Source organism: Actinosynnema pretiosum (assembly GCF_002354875.1).
GTDB lineage: Bacteria > Actinomycetota > Actinomycetes > Mycobacteriales > Pseudonocardiaceae > Actinosynnema > Actinosynnema auranticum.
Genome location: NZ_CP023445.1, coordinates 4205563 through 4220787 on the forward strand (window position 1 = coordinate 4205563; position 15225 = coordinate 4220787).

At 76.7% G+C, this 15225-nt stretch carries 4 protein-coding genes; 1 reads left to right on the forward strand and 3 read right to left on the reverse strand.

Annotated features, from left to right (window positions below; translation table 11 throughout):
- Positions 1 to 49: 49 nt before the first annotated feature.
- From CNX65_RS18100 to CNX65_RS18110, 3 genes are read right to left on the reverse strand one after another with little or no spacing between them, the layout of a single operon-like run.
- Positions 50 to 1372 (reverse strand): cytochrome P450, encoded by a 1323-nt coding sequence (locus CNX65_RS18100; protein WP_177154613.1) that lies wholly within the window; start codon positions 1370 to 1372, stop codon positions 50 to 52.
- Entirely contained in the window at positions 1369 to 8556 is a 7188-nt protein-coding gene (locus CNX65_RS18105) for a non-ribosomal peptide synthetase (protein WP_096494608.1), read from the reverse strand. The genes CNX65_RS18100 and CNX65_RS18105 overlap by 4 nt, the downstream gene beginning before the upstream one ends.
- A gap of 23 nt (positions 8557 to 8579) precedes the next feature.
- Positions 8580 to 14837, reverse strand: coding sequence for a non-ribosomal peptide synthetase (locus CNX65_RS18110; RefSeq protein WP_096494610.1), 6258 nt, complete (start codon positions 14835 to 14837; stop codon positions 8580 to 8582).
- Positions 14838 to 15020: 183 nt separating this feature from the next.
- Between CNX65_RS18110 and CNX65_RS18115 the strand changes: the two genes are divergently transcribed.
- Complete coding sequence (locus CNX65_RS18115) at positions 15021 to 15224, forward strand: MbtH family protein (protein WP_096494612.1); 204 nt, start codon at positions 15021 to 15023, stop codon at positions 15222 to 15224.
- Position 15225 lies beyond the last annotated feature (1 nt).

Consider the following 15225-nt stretch of genomic DNA (forward strand, 5'->3'; position numbering starts at 1 on the left):
CTCTCCCCGACAGGGGGGTGAACGCGTGGGGCTGGGTGAGCGGGTCGGGTCAGTACCGGACGGGCAGGGCGGTCAGGCTGCGGTTGAGCAGGGACGGCTGCCAGGTGTGCCGGGTCCCCTCCAGGCGCAGGCCGGGGTACTCGGTGACCAGGAACTCCAGCGCCGAGCGGGCCACCAGGCGGGCCAGCGCGGCGCCGATGCAGAAGTGCGCGCCGAAGCCGAAGCCCAGGTGGGCGGTGTCGGCGCGGGTGACCTGGAAGCGGTCCGGGTCCGGGTAGCGGGCGGGGTCGCGGTTCGCGGCGGCGGTGACCAGGAACAGCCGGTCGCCCGCGCGCACCCGCGCGCCGGACAGCTCGAAGTCGCGCGACGCCAGGCGGATGGACATCTTCGACGGCCCGTCGAACCGCATGGCCTCCTCCACCGCCGCACCCACCAGCGACGGGTCGGCGCGCACCGCCGCCAGCTGCTCCGGGTCGAGCAGCAGGGCGCGGGCGGCGTTGGCGATCAGGTTGCTGGTGGTCTCCCCGCCCGCGAAGGCCATCTGGGTGAGCATCCCGACGAACTCGTCCTCGGTCACCCTGTCCCCGACCTGCCCGCCCGCGAGGACCGCGCTGATCAGGTCGTCCTGCGGGTCGGCGCGGCGCTTGCCGACCAGGTCCGCCAGGTACTCCTCCAGGTTCACCAGCGACTGGAGCGAGGTCCGGTACTCGCGCTCCTCCTGCGCCCCGCCGAGCACCAGCTCGCCGACCTTGGCGTTCCAGTACCAGAACGACGCGTGGTGCTGCTGCGGCACGCCCAGCCAGCGGGCGAACACCAGCGCGGGCAGCGGCTTCGCGACGTCCGCGATCAGGTCCCCGACCCGCCCCGGCACGGCCCTGCGGGTGAGCAGCGCCCTGGTGACGCGCTCGATCAGCGGCCGGTAGCGGTTGATGGCGCGCGCCGAGAACTGCTCCTGGAACACCTGGCGCAACCGCCGGTGGTCGGGGGCGTCGGTGAACACCATCCAGCGGGACAGGGTGCCGAAGGCCCGTTCGGCGCTGTGGCGGGCGCCCTCGGGGACGGCGTCCCTGAGCGGGCCGACGCGGTCGGCGGACGCGGCGGGCTCGCGCAGCGCCGAGATGAGCTGGGCGTGCCCGGTGACCAGCCAGGCCCGGTGCAGCGGGCTCCAGCGCACGGGGTCGTGGTCGCGCAGGGCGTTCAGGTACGGGTACGGGTCGGCGTTGACCGCCGGGTCGAGCAGGTAGCGCTCGGTGAAGGCGGGCGCGGCGAGGGGTGCGGTGGGTGCGAGGGGCGCGGCGGGTGCGAGGGGCGCGGCGGGTGCGGTGGGCGCGGTGGGCGCGGTGGGCGCGGTGGGGTCCAGGGTCGCGGTCATCGACGGGCCTCCGCCCTGATCGCGCCGAGCAGGTCCGCGAACGCGCGGGCGTTGGGCTCGGCGAGGATGGTCATGTGGTCGCCCGGCGACACGTGCACGGTCAGCCCGCCCAGCGCCAGCTCGCGCCAGCGCTCGACGTACTCGGCGAACCCGACGTCCAGCCCCGGCATGGGCTGCCCGTCCGGGATGGCGGCGGCCTCGGAGCCGACGACCAGGTGCACGTGGCCGGGGTGCGGGCGGGGCTCGTAGTCGGCGAGCGCGGCCAGCAGCGAGTGCCACACCTCGATGGGCGCGTCGTGCGCGAGGTCGGCCTCGCTGGGCGACATGCCCGCGCCCAGCAGCACCTCGCGCAGCCGCGCCAGCACGGCGTCGCGCTCGGCGGACGGCTCCAGCGCGCGCACCCGGTCGCGCAGCTCCAGCGCCCCGGCCAGGTCCGCGGCGACGCCGAGCAGCCGGTCGCGGGCGGGCTTGTTGGGCAGGTAGGGCTCGACGAGCACCAGCGGTTCGGCGGACGCGCCGCGCTCGTGCAGCTGGGTCGCCATCTCCAGGGCGAGGTTCGCGCCCATCGACCAGCCCAGCAGGGCGCGCGGGGCCTCGCCCGGCAGCTCGGCGACGTAGTTGGCGGCGATGCCGCGCACGGTGGTGGGGTCGACGCCGCCGAGCAGGCCGCGCGCCTGGAACGCCAGCACCGGGCCCTGCGGGAGCGCCCTGGCCAGCGGCACGAACCAGGCGGCGCTGCCGCCGGTGGGGTGCACGCAGTGCAGCGGCTCGCCGTCGCCGTCGCGCAGCCGCACCTCGGAGCGCACCTCGCGCGGCCCGTCTGGCGCGGTCTCGGCGAGCCGGGCGGCGAGCTGGGCGATGGTGGGCCGCTCGACCAGGTCCCGCACGGTGACCGGCACGCCCCTGGAGCGGGCGGTGGCGGCGACCCGCACGGTGGACAGGGAGCTGCCGCCGATGCGGAAGAAGTCGTCGTGCACGCCGATCTCGGCCAGCCCCAGCACGTCCCGCCACACCTCGGCGAGCACGACCTCGGTCGGGGTGCGCGGGGCGGTGTAGGCGGCGCCCGCGCCGTCGCGCTCGGCCGTGGGCAGCGGCAGCGCGCCCCGGTCGACCTTGCCGCTGCGGTTGACCGGCAGGGCGTCCAGCACGACGAACCGGGCGGGCACCATGTAGGCGGGCACCCTGGCGCGCAGCGCCCGCCGCAGCGGTTCCGCGTCGGTGACGTCGCCGACCACGTACGCCACCAGCGCGGGACCGCCGGGCAGCTCGCGCAGCAGCACCACGGCCTGCGCGACCTCGGGCAGCTCGCCCAGGGCGTGCTCGACCTCGCCCAGCTCGATGCGGAAGCCGCGCAGCTTGACCTGCGAGTCGCGGCGCCCGGCCCACTCGATGCTGCCGTCGGCGCGGCGGCGGCCGAGGTCGCCGGTGCGGCACAGCCGGGAGCCGGGCGGGCCGTACGGGTCGGGCACGTAGGTGTCGGCGGTCAGGCCGGGTCTGCCCAGGTAGCCGCGGGCGACGCCGAGACCGCCGAGGTGGATCTCGCCGACCACGCCCACCGGCACCGGCTGGAGGTCGGGGTCGAGCACGTAGGCGGTGGTGTTGCGGAAGGGCAGGCCGATGGCGGGGCGCCCGCCGCCGGGCTCGCAGACCTGCGCGGTGGTCCACACCGAGGTCTCGGTGAGGCCGTAGACGTTGTGGAACGCGCGGCCCGCCGACCAGGCGTCGGCGATCTCGGCCGGGCACGCCTCCCCCGCGACCTGGAGCGTGGCCAGGTCGGGGAACTCCTCGCCGGTCATGACGGCGAGGGCGCTGGGCGGCAGCATGGTCGCGGTGATCCGCAGCTCGCGCAGGGTGCGGGCCAGGTCGGGGCCGGGGCGCAGGGCGTCCTTGGGGGCGGTGCACAGGCGTCCGCCGTTGGTCAGCGCCCAGGTCATCTCCAGCACGGACGCGTCGAAGCTCGCCGAGGCGAACTGCAGGACCCGGTCGGCCGGGCCGGGGCGCACCAGGTCGCGCTGGGCGTCGGCCATGGTCGCCAGGCCGGAGTGCGGGATCACCACGCCCTTGGGCACGCCGGTGGAGCCGGAGGTGTAGATGACGTACGCGGCGGCGTCCCCGTCGACCTCCTCGGCCGGGACGAGTGGTTCGGTCCCGGCGGGCAGGGGCCGGTCGAGCAGGGTGGTGGGGCCGTCGAACGGGACGGTCCCGGCCAGGGCGCCCTGGGTGAGCAGGGCGCGCATCCCGCTGTCGGCGGCCATGAACGCGAGCCGGTCGGTGGGCAGCAGCGGGTCCATGGGCAGGTAGGCGCCGCCGGCGTGCAGCACGGCCAGCACGGCGCGCACCAGGTCCGGTCCCCGGTCGACGCAGATGCCGACGATCGACTCCGGCCCGACGCCCTGCGCGCGCAGCCGCCCGGCGAGCAGGAGGGCCTGCTCGTGCAGCTGCCCGTGGGTCAGGTCCACCGGGCCGTCCGGGCCGAGGTGGGTGAGGGCGACGGCGGACCGGTCCTGCGCGGCGACCTGCTGGTGGAACGCGGTGGTGGCGGGCGCGGACACCGGGCCGCGCGAGAGGACCAGCAGGTCGTGCTCCCGGACCGCGCCGCCGGTGGTGGGCCGGGTGACCGGGCCGTCCGGGTCGGCGGCCATGGCCTCCAGCAGGTCCCGGAACACGTCGGCGACCTGCTCGGCGGTGGCCGGGTCGACGCGGGTCGGGTCCACGTCCAGGGTGAAGCCGTTGACGCTGGTGTTGACCAGCAGCGGGAACAGGGTGCGGGCGATCTCCAGCGACTCGTCCCAGGTGTCGCCGCTGAGCCGGTGGAAGTTGACGTAGTTGAACACCGCCTCCACCAGGTTCGGCTCGCCGGGGCGCAGCCGCGCCATGTGCGCCATCGGCACCCTGCGGTGCGGGAGCACCGCCTGCTCCGCGGCGAAGGTGTCGCGCACCAGGTCCAGCCAGGTGCGGCCGGTGCGGCGCACCCCGAACGGCACGGTGTTGAGGAACAGCCCGCGCATCCGGTCCGCGCCCGAGCGCTCGGGGCGGCCGTTGGTGACCAGGCCGATGGAGTGCCCGCCGACCGGGTCGCCCGGCTCGGCGAACAGGCTCATGGTGTGGTGGAAGGCGGTCAGCAGCACGGTGCGGCGCGGCACGCCCGCCCGGCGCGCCAGCTGCCCGATCGCCTCGGTCAGCCCGGCGAAGGAGCGGCGCACCTCGTGCACGACCTCGGCCCCGCCCGGCTCGCGGTGGCCGAAGCGGACCGGGCGGAACTCGGCCAGCTCCTCCCGCCAGTGCGCCATGCCCTCGGCGGAGTCGATGGCGGCCAGCTCCAGCGCCACGTACTCGGCGAAGCGCGGCGCGGGCGGCAGGTGCGGGCGCCCGCCCCGCACGGCCTGCCGGTGCAGGTCGAGCAGGTCGGCGACCAGGGAGGTCAGGCTCCAGCCGTCGAGCACCACGTGGCAGTCGGTGATGGTCAACCGCAGCTCGCGGTCGGTGAGCCGGTGCAGGTGCAGGCGCACCAGCGGCGGGGCCGCGAGGTCGAAGCGGCGGGCGAACTCGGCGTCCACGTGGCGGCGCAGCGCGGCCCGCTGCTCCTCGCGGGACAGGCCGCGCAGGTCGGTGAACCCGACCGGCAGGGCGGCCTCGGGGTGCACGAGCTGGAGCGGTTCGCCGAAGCCGACCAGCGCCACCGAGCTGCGCAGGATGTCGTGGGCGCGCGCCACCTCGTCGGCGGCGGCCTGGAACGCGGCGAGGTCGAAGCCCTCCGGCACGGTGATCTTGAGGTCGGTGACGTTGTGGTAAGCCGCGCGGTGCGGGTCCGACAGCATCTCGTGCAGCATCCCGGCCTGCAGCGCGGTGAGCGGGTAGGCGTCGACCAGGCCCTCGGGCAGCCGGGCCCGGTCGGCCGGGTCGAGCAGCGAGAACGGCTGGACCGGGTCGGGTTCGGCGGCGGCGTCGCCCGCCAGCGCGGCCAGCTCGCCCAGGGTGCGGGCGCGGAAGACGTCGGCCACGCCCAGGCCCAGCCCTGCGGCGCGGGCCAGGCCCACCACGCGCAGCGCGAGGATGGAGTCGCCGCCCAGGTCGAAGAAGTTGTCGCCCAGGCCCACCCGCTCGGCGCCGGTGACCTCCGCCCACACGGCGGCCAGCGCCTGCTCGACGGGGGTGCGCGGCGGGGCGTGCTCGGCGCGGGTGCGGGCGCCGCCCGCCTCCACGGCGGCGAGCGCGGCCCGGTCGACCTTGCCGTTGGTGGTGAGCGGCAGCCGCTCGTGCCGCACGAACAGCGCGGGGACCATGTGCTCGGGCAGCCGCTCGCGCAGCCGCTCCCGCAGCGCGGACGGGTCGAGCGCGCCGCCGGTGAGCACGACGTGGCCGACCAGGCGGGCGCCCTGCGGGCCGGGCTTGGCCACGACGGCGGCGTCGGCGACCTGGGCGCAGCCGCGCAGGGCGCTCTCGATCTCGCCGGGCTCGACCCGGAAGCCCCGGATCTTGACCTGGTCGTCGGCGCGGCCCACGTAGGACAGCTGGCCGTCCGGCAGGACCCGGACCAGGTCGCCGGTGCGGTAGGCGCGCCGCCCGCCGAGGACGCCGCGCGGGAAGCGCTCGGCGGTCAGCTCGGGCCGGTTGCGGTAGCCGCGCGCCACGCCGTCGCCGGTGATGTGCAGCTCGCCGACCGTGCCGACCGGCACCAGGCGGCCGTGCCGGTCCAGCACGACGCCGTGCTGGCCGGGCAGGGGGCGGCCGATGGGCGAGCGGTCGCCGTGGTGGTCCCAGATGTCGTCGTCGGTGATGAGCCGGTGGGTGACGTGGACGGTGGTCTCGGTGATGCCGTACATGTTGACCAGCGCGGGCTTGCGGCCGGGCGCGTCGAACCAGTCGCGGTAGTCGTGGGTGTCGAAGGCGTCGCCGCCGAACACGACGGTGCGCAGCGCGAGGTCGTCGAAGGTGCGGCCGTGCTGGGCGAGGTGGGCGCGCAGGCCCTTGAAGGCGGCCGGGGTCTGGCTGAGCACGGTGACGCGCTCGTCGCGCAGCACCGCGTGCACGGCCTCGGGGTCGCGGGTCTGCTCGCCGGTGAGCACGACGGCGCGACCGCCGGTGGCCAGCGGGCCCCACAGCTCCCACACCGAGAAGTCGAAGGCGGCGGAGTGCATGAGGGACCACACGTCGCCGGGGCCGAAGTCGAAGCGCCGGTCGGCGGCGGCGAAGAGCCAGGCGACGTTGGCGTGGGTGATCTCGACGCCCTTGGGCGCGCCGGTGGAGCCGGAGGTGTAGATGACGTACGCGAGGTCCTCGCCGAGCACCGGGGTGGTGGGCACGGCGGCGGGCGCGCCGGTGGACGGGTCGGTGGACGGGTCGGCCGGGTCGAGCAGGGTGACGGGCAGGCCGTCGAGCGCGCCGCGACCGGTGTCGTCGGCGACGACCAGGTCCACGCCCGCGTCGGCGACGGTGAACTCCAGGCGCTTGCGCGGGTGGCGCGGGTCCAGCGGCAGGTACGCGGCGCCCGCCCGCCACACCCCCAGCAGCGCCACCGCGAGGTCCGCGGTGCGCTCCAGGCACACCCCGACCAGGCTCTCCCGGCCCGCGCCCAGCGCGCGCAGCCGGTTCGCGAGCGCGGTGGACGCGGCGTCGAGCTCGGCGTAGGTGAGCGAGCGCCCGCCGCCGGTGACGGCCACCGCGTGCGGGGTGGCGGCGACGTGGTCGGCCACCCGGTCCAGGACCAGCGCGGCCCGCCCGGTCTCCGAGCCCGCGACCGCCGGGCCGTCCGGGCCCAGCAGGAACTCGCGCTCGGCGTCGGTGAGCAGCGGCACCGAGCCGAGCCGGGCGTCGGGGCGCTCGAAGAACGCCCGCAGCACCGCGACGGTGTGCGCGGCCAGCCGGGCGATCGACCCCGGCTCGAACAGGTCCGGCCGGTAGACGAACGACAGCCGGTAGCCGTCGCCGCGCCTGGTCGCCTCCAGGGACAGGTCGAACTTGGCGCTGGTGAGCGCGATCGGGAACGGCCTGGCCACCGCGCCGCCGAGGGCGAACCCGTCGCCGCCGCCGGACTCGGCGTAGGAGAACAGGACCTGGAACAGCGGGTTGCGCGACAGGTCCCGCTCGGGGCTGAGCTCGTCGACGACCCGCTCGAACGGCAGGCCCTGGTGGCTCAGCGCCCCGAGCACGCGCTCCCTGGCCCGCTCCAGCACCTGCGCGCAGGTGGGGTCGCCGGACAGGTCGGCGCGCATGACCAGGGTGTTGACGAAGAACCCGACCAGGTCCTCGGTCTCGGCGCGGTCCCGGTTGGCGGTGATCGTGCCGATGGCGACGTCGTCCTGCCCGCTGTGGAAGCCGAGCGCGGCCTGGAAGGCGGCCATGACCGTGGTGAACGGGGTGGTGTCGGCGGCGCTGACGGCGGCGGCGAGGTCGGCGGGCAGGTCGACGACGTGCACGGCGCCTTCGTGGGAGCGCTCTCGTGGACGGGGGTGGTCGGTGGGCAGCTCCAGCGGGGTCAGGCCGGACAGGGCGGCGCGCCAGTGCGCCAGGTCGGCGCTCTCGTCGCAGGCGCGCTGCCAGGCCGCGTAGTCGGTGTACTCGATCGGGGTGGGTTTGAGCGGGGACGGCCGTCCGGCGAGGCGGGCCCGGTACAGCTCGCGCAGGTCGCGCACCAGCACGTCCAGGGACCAGCCGTCGGTGACGATGTGGTGGGCGGCCAGGACGAGCACGGGGTCGGCCCCGGCAGGCGCGACCAGGGTGGCGCGGAAGGCCGGTTCGGCGGCCAGGTCGAAGGGGCGGGTGGCGGCGGCGTGCACCGCCCCGGTGAGGTCGTCGGCGCGCCCGGCGGGCAGCTCGACGGTCGCCAGCGGCGCGCCGCGCGGCAGGATCCGCTGGTGCGGGACGCCGTCCTCGGCGGGGAACACCGCGCGCAGCTGCTCGTGCCGGGCGGTCAGGTCGTCCACCGCGCCCGCCAGGGCCTCGGCGTCGAGCGGGCCGGTGAGCCGCCACGCGGCGGGCAGCAGGTACTCGGTGCCGCCGGGGGCGAGCTGGTCCAGGAAGTACAGCCGCTGCTGCGCGGCCGACAGCGGCGCGGTCTGCGGCCTCGGGTCCTGGCGGGGGATGCCGGTCGGGCCGCCGGTGAGGCCGCGCAGGCGCCGTTCGAGCAGGGCGCGGGCGGCGGGCGACAGACCGGAGCGGGCGGGGTGGGTCTGCGAGGTGGTCATGGCGTGCTCCGTCCAGTTCGTCTTCAGAAAGCGGCGTCGACCGACAGGGACAGGTCGATCTCGTCCTCGCTCATCGCGGAGATCTGCTCGACCAGCAGGCGCTCCACCTCGGCGGCGAGCAGCGCGACGGTGGGGTTGTCGAAGAGCTCGCGCACCGCGAGGGGGCAGTCGAACGCGGTGCGCACGCGGGAGGCGGTGGCGACGGCGCGCAGCGAGTGGCCGCCGAGCGCGAAGAAGTCGTCGTGCAGGCCGACCCGGTCCACGCCCAGCACCTCGGCCCAGATCTGGGCGAGCACCACCTCGGTGGGCGTGCTCGGCGGGACGTGCTCGCCGGGGGCGGTGGTCGCGGGGTCCGGCAGGGCCGCGGTGTCGAGCTTGCCCTGCACGGTCAGCGGCAGGGCGTCGAGCAGCACGACCGCGGTGGGCACGAGGTAGCCGGGCAGCCGGTCGCGGCACCAGGCGGTGAGCCCGCCGGGATCGAGGCCCTCGCCGGTGGCGTAGCCGACCAGCGCGGGCTCGCCGCCGACCTCGCGGACCACGACGGCCGCGCCGCGCACCCCTGGGCACTCCCGCAGCACCGCCGCGGCCTCGCCGGGCTCGATCCGGTGGCCCCGGATCTTGACCTGGTCGTCCACCCGGCCGAGGAACTCCAGCTCGCCGCCGGGCAGGCGGCGCACCCGGTCGCCGGTGCGGTAGGCGCGGCCGGGGCCGAACGGGTTGGCCGGGAACCGCTCGGCGGTCAGCTCGGGGTGGCCGAGGTAGCCGCGCGCCAGGTGCGGGCCGCCGATCAGCAGCTCGCCGGGCACGCCGTCCGGGACGGGGCGGTCGTGCCGGTCGACCACGTGCAGGGTGCGGGCGCCCAGCGCGGTCCCGATGGGCACCCGGCCGGTGACCGGTCCGGTCACCAGGTGGGCGGTCGCGGCGATCACCGCCTCGGTCGGGCCGTAGCTGTTGACCACCGGCACGTGCGGCAGCAGCTCGAACCAGCGGCCCAGCGGCTCGGCGGGCAGCGCCTCGCCGCCGGTGACCAGCAGCCGCAGCCCGGCCAGGTCGGGGGCCAGGTCGCCGAGGCGGGCCACGACCTGCGCCCAGTAGGACGGGGTCAGCTCGGCGACGGTGATCCCCCGGTCGCGGACCTCGGCGGCCAGCTCGTCCACCGACCACACCTCGTCCGGGCGCAGCACGACGGTCGCGCCGGCGGCCAGGGCGGGCAGGAGCTGTTCGAGGGAGGCGTCGAAGGACAGCGAGGCGAACGCCAGGACCCGGTCGTCGGGGGTGAGGGCGTACAGCTCGCGGGCGGCGGCGACGTGCGCGGCCAGCGGGCCGTGGTCGACGCCGACGGCCTTGGGCCTGCCGGTGGAGCCGGAGGTGAAGATGACGTAGGCCAGGTCGGCGGGGTCGGGGTCCGCTGCGGGGTGCACCGGGTCGGGGTGCTCGTCGGGGGTGGTGCTCCCGACGGGCACGACCTGGGCGCCCAGCCGGGTGAGCGGACCGCTCGTCCGCTCGTCCACGACGGCGACCCGCACGCCCGCCTCGGCCAGCGCGTACCGCAGCCGCTCCTCGGGCAGGGCCGGGTCGAGCGGCACGTACGCGCCGCCCGCCCGCCACACCGCGAGCATCGCCGCCACCGACCACGGGCCCCGGCCCAGGCACACCCCGACCGGGTCGCCCCGGCGCACTCCCCCGGCGGCCAGCGCCGAGGCGAGCCCGCCGACCAGGCCGTCCAGTTCGCCGTAGGTCACCGCCCGCTCCCCGCACACCAGCGCGGTGGCCTCCGGGGCCCCGCCCAGGCGCAGCGGCGCGGCGGGCGCGGGCGGCGGCGGGGCGGTGAGGGCGGCGCGCTCGTCCTCGGACAGCAGGTCGGCGTGGGCGGCGACCGAGTCCGGGTCGGCGATCGCGGCGCGCAGGGCGCGGACGACGTGGTCGGCCAGCCGGGTGGCGGTGGCCGCGTCGAACAGGTCGGCGCTGTACTCGACGTCGAGCGAGAACCGGTCCGGGTGCGCCAGGAACGTCGCGGTGAGGTCGAACTTCGCCGACTCCCACGGCAGGGCGAACCCGGCGAGGTGCAGGCCCGGCAGGGACAGGCCGGTGGACACCGCGCTCTCCTGCACGTCGAACATGACCTGGAACAGCGGGTTGCGCGACAGGTCCCGCTCCGGGCGCAGCCGCTCGACCAGGCGCTCGAACGGCACGTCCTGGTTGCCGAAGGCGGTCAGGGCGGTGTCGCGGGCCTGGGTGATCAGCTCGGCGAAGGTCGGGTCGCCGGACAGGTCGCCGCGCAGCACGACGGTGTTGACGAAGAACCCGACCAGCCCCTCCAGCTCGACCCGGCCGCGCCCGGCCACCGGGGTGCCGACGGCGACGTCGGTCTGCCCGGACCAGCGGGCGAGCACGGACTGGAGCACGGCCAGCAGCACGGTGAAGCGGGTGGTGCCGAAGCGGTGGGCGAGCGCGTCCACGCCCTCGGCCAGCTCCGGCGGCAGCGGCGTCTCCACCGCCCCGCCGCGCGCGGACCGGGTGGCCGGGCGGGGGTGGTCGGTGGGCAGGTCCAGCGCGGCCACCCCGTCCAGGGCGGCGCTCCAGTGCGCGAGCTGCCCGTCGAGGGCGCCGGAGTCGAGCAGGTCGCGCTGCCAGACCGCGTAGTCGCCGTACTGCACCGGCAGCGCGGGCAGCTCGGGGGCGCGGCCGGTGGCGCGGGCGGCGTAGCAGCGGGCCAGTTCGCCGATCACCACGTCCTTGGACCAGCCGTCGGTGGCGACGTGGTGGAAGGCCAGCACCAGCACGTGCTCGTCGGGTCCGAGCCGCCACAGGCCGGAGCGGACCAGCGGGGGCCGGTCGAGCTCGAAGCGGGCGGCGGCGAACTCCTTGGCCTCGCGCCGGACCTGCTCCACGTCGTGGCAGGCGCGCCGCTCCAGCGGGACCGTGACGTGGTGCTGGACCAGCTGCACCGGGTGCCCGTCGACCTCGACCAGCGCGGTGCGCAGCACCTCGTGCCTGGCCACGACGTCGCCCAGCGCGGCCTCCCACGCGTCGGCGTCGAGCGGACCGGTCACCCGCCAGGAGAACCAGAGCACGTAGTCCTCCCCGGAGTCGGAGACCCGGTCCAGGAACCACAGGCGCTCCTGCGCGAAGGACATCGGCAGCGGGCCGGAGCGGTCGACCGGGACGACGCGGGCGGTGGCGACGGGGCGGGCGGCGGCGACCAGGGGCCCGAACTCGCGGATGCGCGGGTTCTCGAACAGGGCGCGCAGCTCCACGTCCCGCCCGAGCCGCTCGGCGACGCGGGAGACGGCCATGGTGGCGAGCAGGGAGTGGCCGCCGAGGTCGAAGAACCCGTCGTCCAGGCCCACCCGCGGCACGCCCAGCACCTCGGCCCAGATGCGGGCGATCTCGCGCTCGACGTCGTCGCGCGGCTCGGCGTGGTCGGCGGTGGGGGTGGCCGCGCGGTCGGGGTCGGGCAGGGCGGCGCGGTCGAGCTTGCCGGAGGTGGTGACGGGCAGGGCGTCCAGCACGACGATCTCCGCCGGGACGGCGTAGTGCGGGAGCGCTCGGGCCAGCTCGGCGCGCAGCGCGGCGGCGGTGGGGACGGCGGTGTCAGGGGTGCCGTCGCCCGCGGGGACGACGTAGCCGACGAGGCTCTGCCCGCCGTGCGCGTCGGCCTTGACCGCCGCAGCCGCCGCAAGCACCCCGGCGCAGCCGGACAGCGCCGACTCGACCTCGCCCAGCTCCACCCGGTAGCCCCGGATCTTGACCTGGTCGTCGGCGCGCCCGAGGAACTCCAGCTCCCCGTCCGCCCGCCACCGCACCAGGTCGCCGGTGCGGTAGAGCCTGCCGCCCGCCGGGTCCGGCACGAACCGCTCCGCGGTGAGCGCGGGCCGCCCGAGGTAGCCGCGCGCCAGCTCGGCCCCGCCGACCAGCAGCTCACCGGGCTCGCCGATGCCGACCGGGTCGCCGCAGGCGTCGACCACCAGCACCCGCCTGCCGCCGAGCGGGCGGCCGATGGGGACCCGGCCGCTCCGAGCCCCGCTGTCCCGGTCGCCGGTGATCTCGTGGGTGGTGGCGGTGACGACGGCCTCGGTGGGCCCGTAGGCGTTGAGCACCCGCACGTGCGGGGCGTGCCCGCGCCACGCGGCCAGCGCGCCGGTCGGCACCTCCTCGCCGCCGAGGATCAGCAGCCGCAGCCCCGCCAGGTCCGCGCCGGAGGTCAGGGACAGGGCCAGCTCGCTCCAGTAGGTGGGCGGCAGGTTCAGGACGGTGAGGCCGTGCGCGGCGACGAGCGCGGGCACCGAGGCGGGCAGCCACGGCTCGTCGCCGCGCAGCACGACGGTCGCGCCGGAGGTGAGGGCGGGCAGCAGCTGGTCGAGGGAGGCGTCGAAGGAGAACGAGGAGAACGCGAGCACCCGGTCGGCCTCGGTGACGGCGTAGCGGTCGCGGGCGGCGGTGACGTGCGCGGCGAGCGCGCCGTGCTCGACGCCGACCGCCTTGGGCAGGCCGGTGGAGCCGGAGGTGAAGATGACGTAGGCCAGCTCGGCCGGGTCGGGGTCCACCGGGTCGACCCCGGCGTCCGGGTCCACGTCGGCCACGTCGAGGTGGCGCACCCCGGCGACGCCGGTGTCGCCCACGGCGTGCCGCACGCCCGCCTCCGCGACCATGAACGCCCGCCGCTCCACCGGCAGCGCCGCGTCCAGGGGCACGTGGACGGCGCCCGCGCGCCAGATCGCCAGCATCGCCACCACCGACCAGGTCCCGCGCGGCAGGCACACCCCGACCGCGTCGCCCCGCCGCACCCCGGCGTCGCGCAGCAGCGCGGCCAGTCCGCCGGTCAGGGCCTCGAGGCGGTCGTAGGTGACGGTGTCCGCCCCGCACACCAGCGCCGCGCGCTCCCCGCTCCCCCGCACCCGCGGCGGCGCGGGCGGCGGGACGGCGGCGGGGCGGGACCAGGTGTCGAGCAGCACCCGGCCGGGCAGCGGCGGCAGGGCGGCGGCCAGGTCGGCGACCGGCGCGTCCGGGTCGTCCAGCACGGCGGTGAGCAGCGCCAGGAACCCGTCGGCGAGCTGTTGCGCGGTGCCCCGGTCGAACAGGGCGGTGGCGTACTGGAGGCGGGCGAGCAGGCTGCCGTCGGGCATGAGGGTGAGGTCCAGGAAGACCTCCATGTCGGTGCCGTCGAGCGGCGTGCGCACCAGCTCCGCGTCCAGCCCCTCGAGGCTCGCGCCCTGGTGGGCGGTGTTGAGGAGGGTGAACGAGGCCTGCGCCAGCGGGTGGCGGGACAGGTCGCGCTCCAGCCCGAGCGCGCCGACGACCCGGTCGAAGGGCGCCTCGGCGTGCGAGAGGTCCCTCAGCACGCCGTCGCGGACCCGGCGCAGCAGCGCGTCGAACGACGGGCGCCCGCCGAGGTCGGTGCGCAGCACGACGGTGTTGACGAACGGCCCGATCAGGTTCGCGGTGTCCAGCGGCCCGCCCCGGTCGGTCATGGTGGTGCAGGTGGCGACGTCGGTGCGCCCGCTGTGGTGGCCCAGCAGCGACTGGTAGACCGCGAGGAGCACCTGGTAGCGGGTGGCGCGGCGCTCGCGGGCGGCGGCGTCGACGCGGGCCAGCAGGTCCGGGGGCACCACGAAGCGCACCACGTCGCCGGAGCCGTCCCACACCTCGGGGCGCGGCCGGTCGGTGGGCAGGGCGAGCGGGGTGAGGCCGGTGAGGCGGCCGGTCCAGTGGGCGAGCAGCCGCGCCAGGCGCTCCGGGGTGCGGCGGGCGTTCTGCCAGGCGGCGAAGTCCGCGTACTGGTGGGCGGGGGCGGGCACGTGCTCGCCCCGGTAGCCCGCGGCCAGCTCGCGCAGCAGCACGTCCCACGACCAGCCGTCGACCGCGATGTGGTGCACCACCAGCAGCAGCAGGTGGTCCTCGGCGCCGAGGCGGGCCAGCACGGCGCGCACCGGCGGTTCGACGGCCAGGTCCAGCGGGCGGCGCAGCTCGCGCTCGAACACCTCCTGCGGGTCCGCGGCGTCCACGTGCCGGAGCACGACCGCGCCCGGCGGGTCGAGCACCGGCACGGGCTCGCCGTCGACGGCGGTGAACCGGGTGCGCAGCACCTCGTGCCGCGTGACGACCCCGGACAGCGCCCGCTCCAGGGCGGGCACGTCCAGCGCGCCGCGCACCCGCAGCGCCAGCGGCAGCAGGTTGTCCGACCCGCCGCGCGCCAGCTGCTCCAGGAACCACAGCCTCCGCTGCGCGGAGGAGACCTCGGCCGCCGGTCCGTTCGCCGTGTGCGGTGCGCCTTCGTTCACTGTCTGCCTCCCTGCGAAGCGGTGTCTGGACGAAGACTGCTCGCCGGGAAGGGGCTCCCACCAGGGAAGGAGCGGCACGGCGCGGTTGCCGTCGTCGCTGCGCTTCCTTCTCTACCGGGGCCGCCCGCGCGGCGGCATCGTCGGTCCGGCAAGCACACCGCCACCGACCGACGGGGAGCGCAGATGACGCAGGACGAGCGGGTGTACCGGGTCGTGGTCAACGACGAGGAGCAGTACTCGATCTGGCCCGCCGACCGCGACCTGCCCCCCGGCTGGGTCGCCGACGGGACCGAGGGGCCGCGCGCGGCGTGCCTTGCGCACGTCGAGCGGGTGTGGACGGACATGCGACCGCGCGGCCTGCGCGAGCGGATGGGGCAGCTGGGCTGAA

What these genes read in the sequence shown, in the direction of transcription:
- CNX65_RS18100 (WP_177154613.1), bottom strand. Translation starts at nt 1,372, where the DNA reads ATGACCGCGACCCTGGACCCCACCGCGCCCACCGCGCCCACCGCGCCC.
- CNX65_RS18115 (WP_096494612.1), top strand. Translation starts at nt 15,021, where the DNA reads ATGACGCAGGACGAGCGGGTGTACCGGGTCGTGGTCAACGACGAGGAG.
- CNX65_RS18105 (WP_096494608.1), bottom strand. Translation starts at nt 8,556, where the DNA reads ATGACCACCTCGCAGACCCACCCCGCCCGCTCCGGTCTGTCGCCCGCC.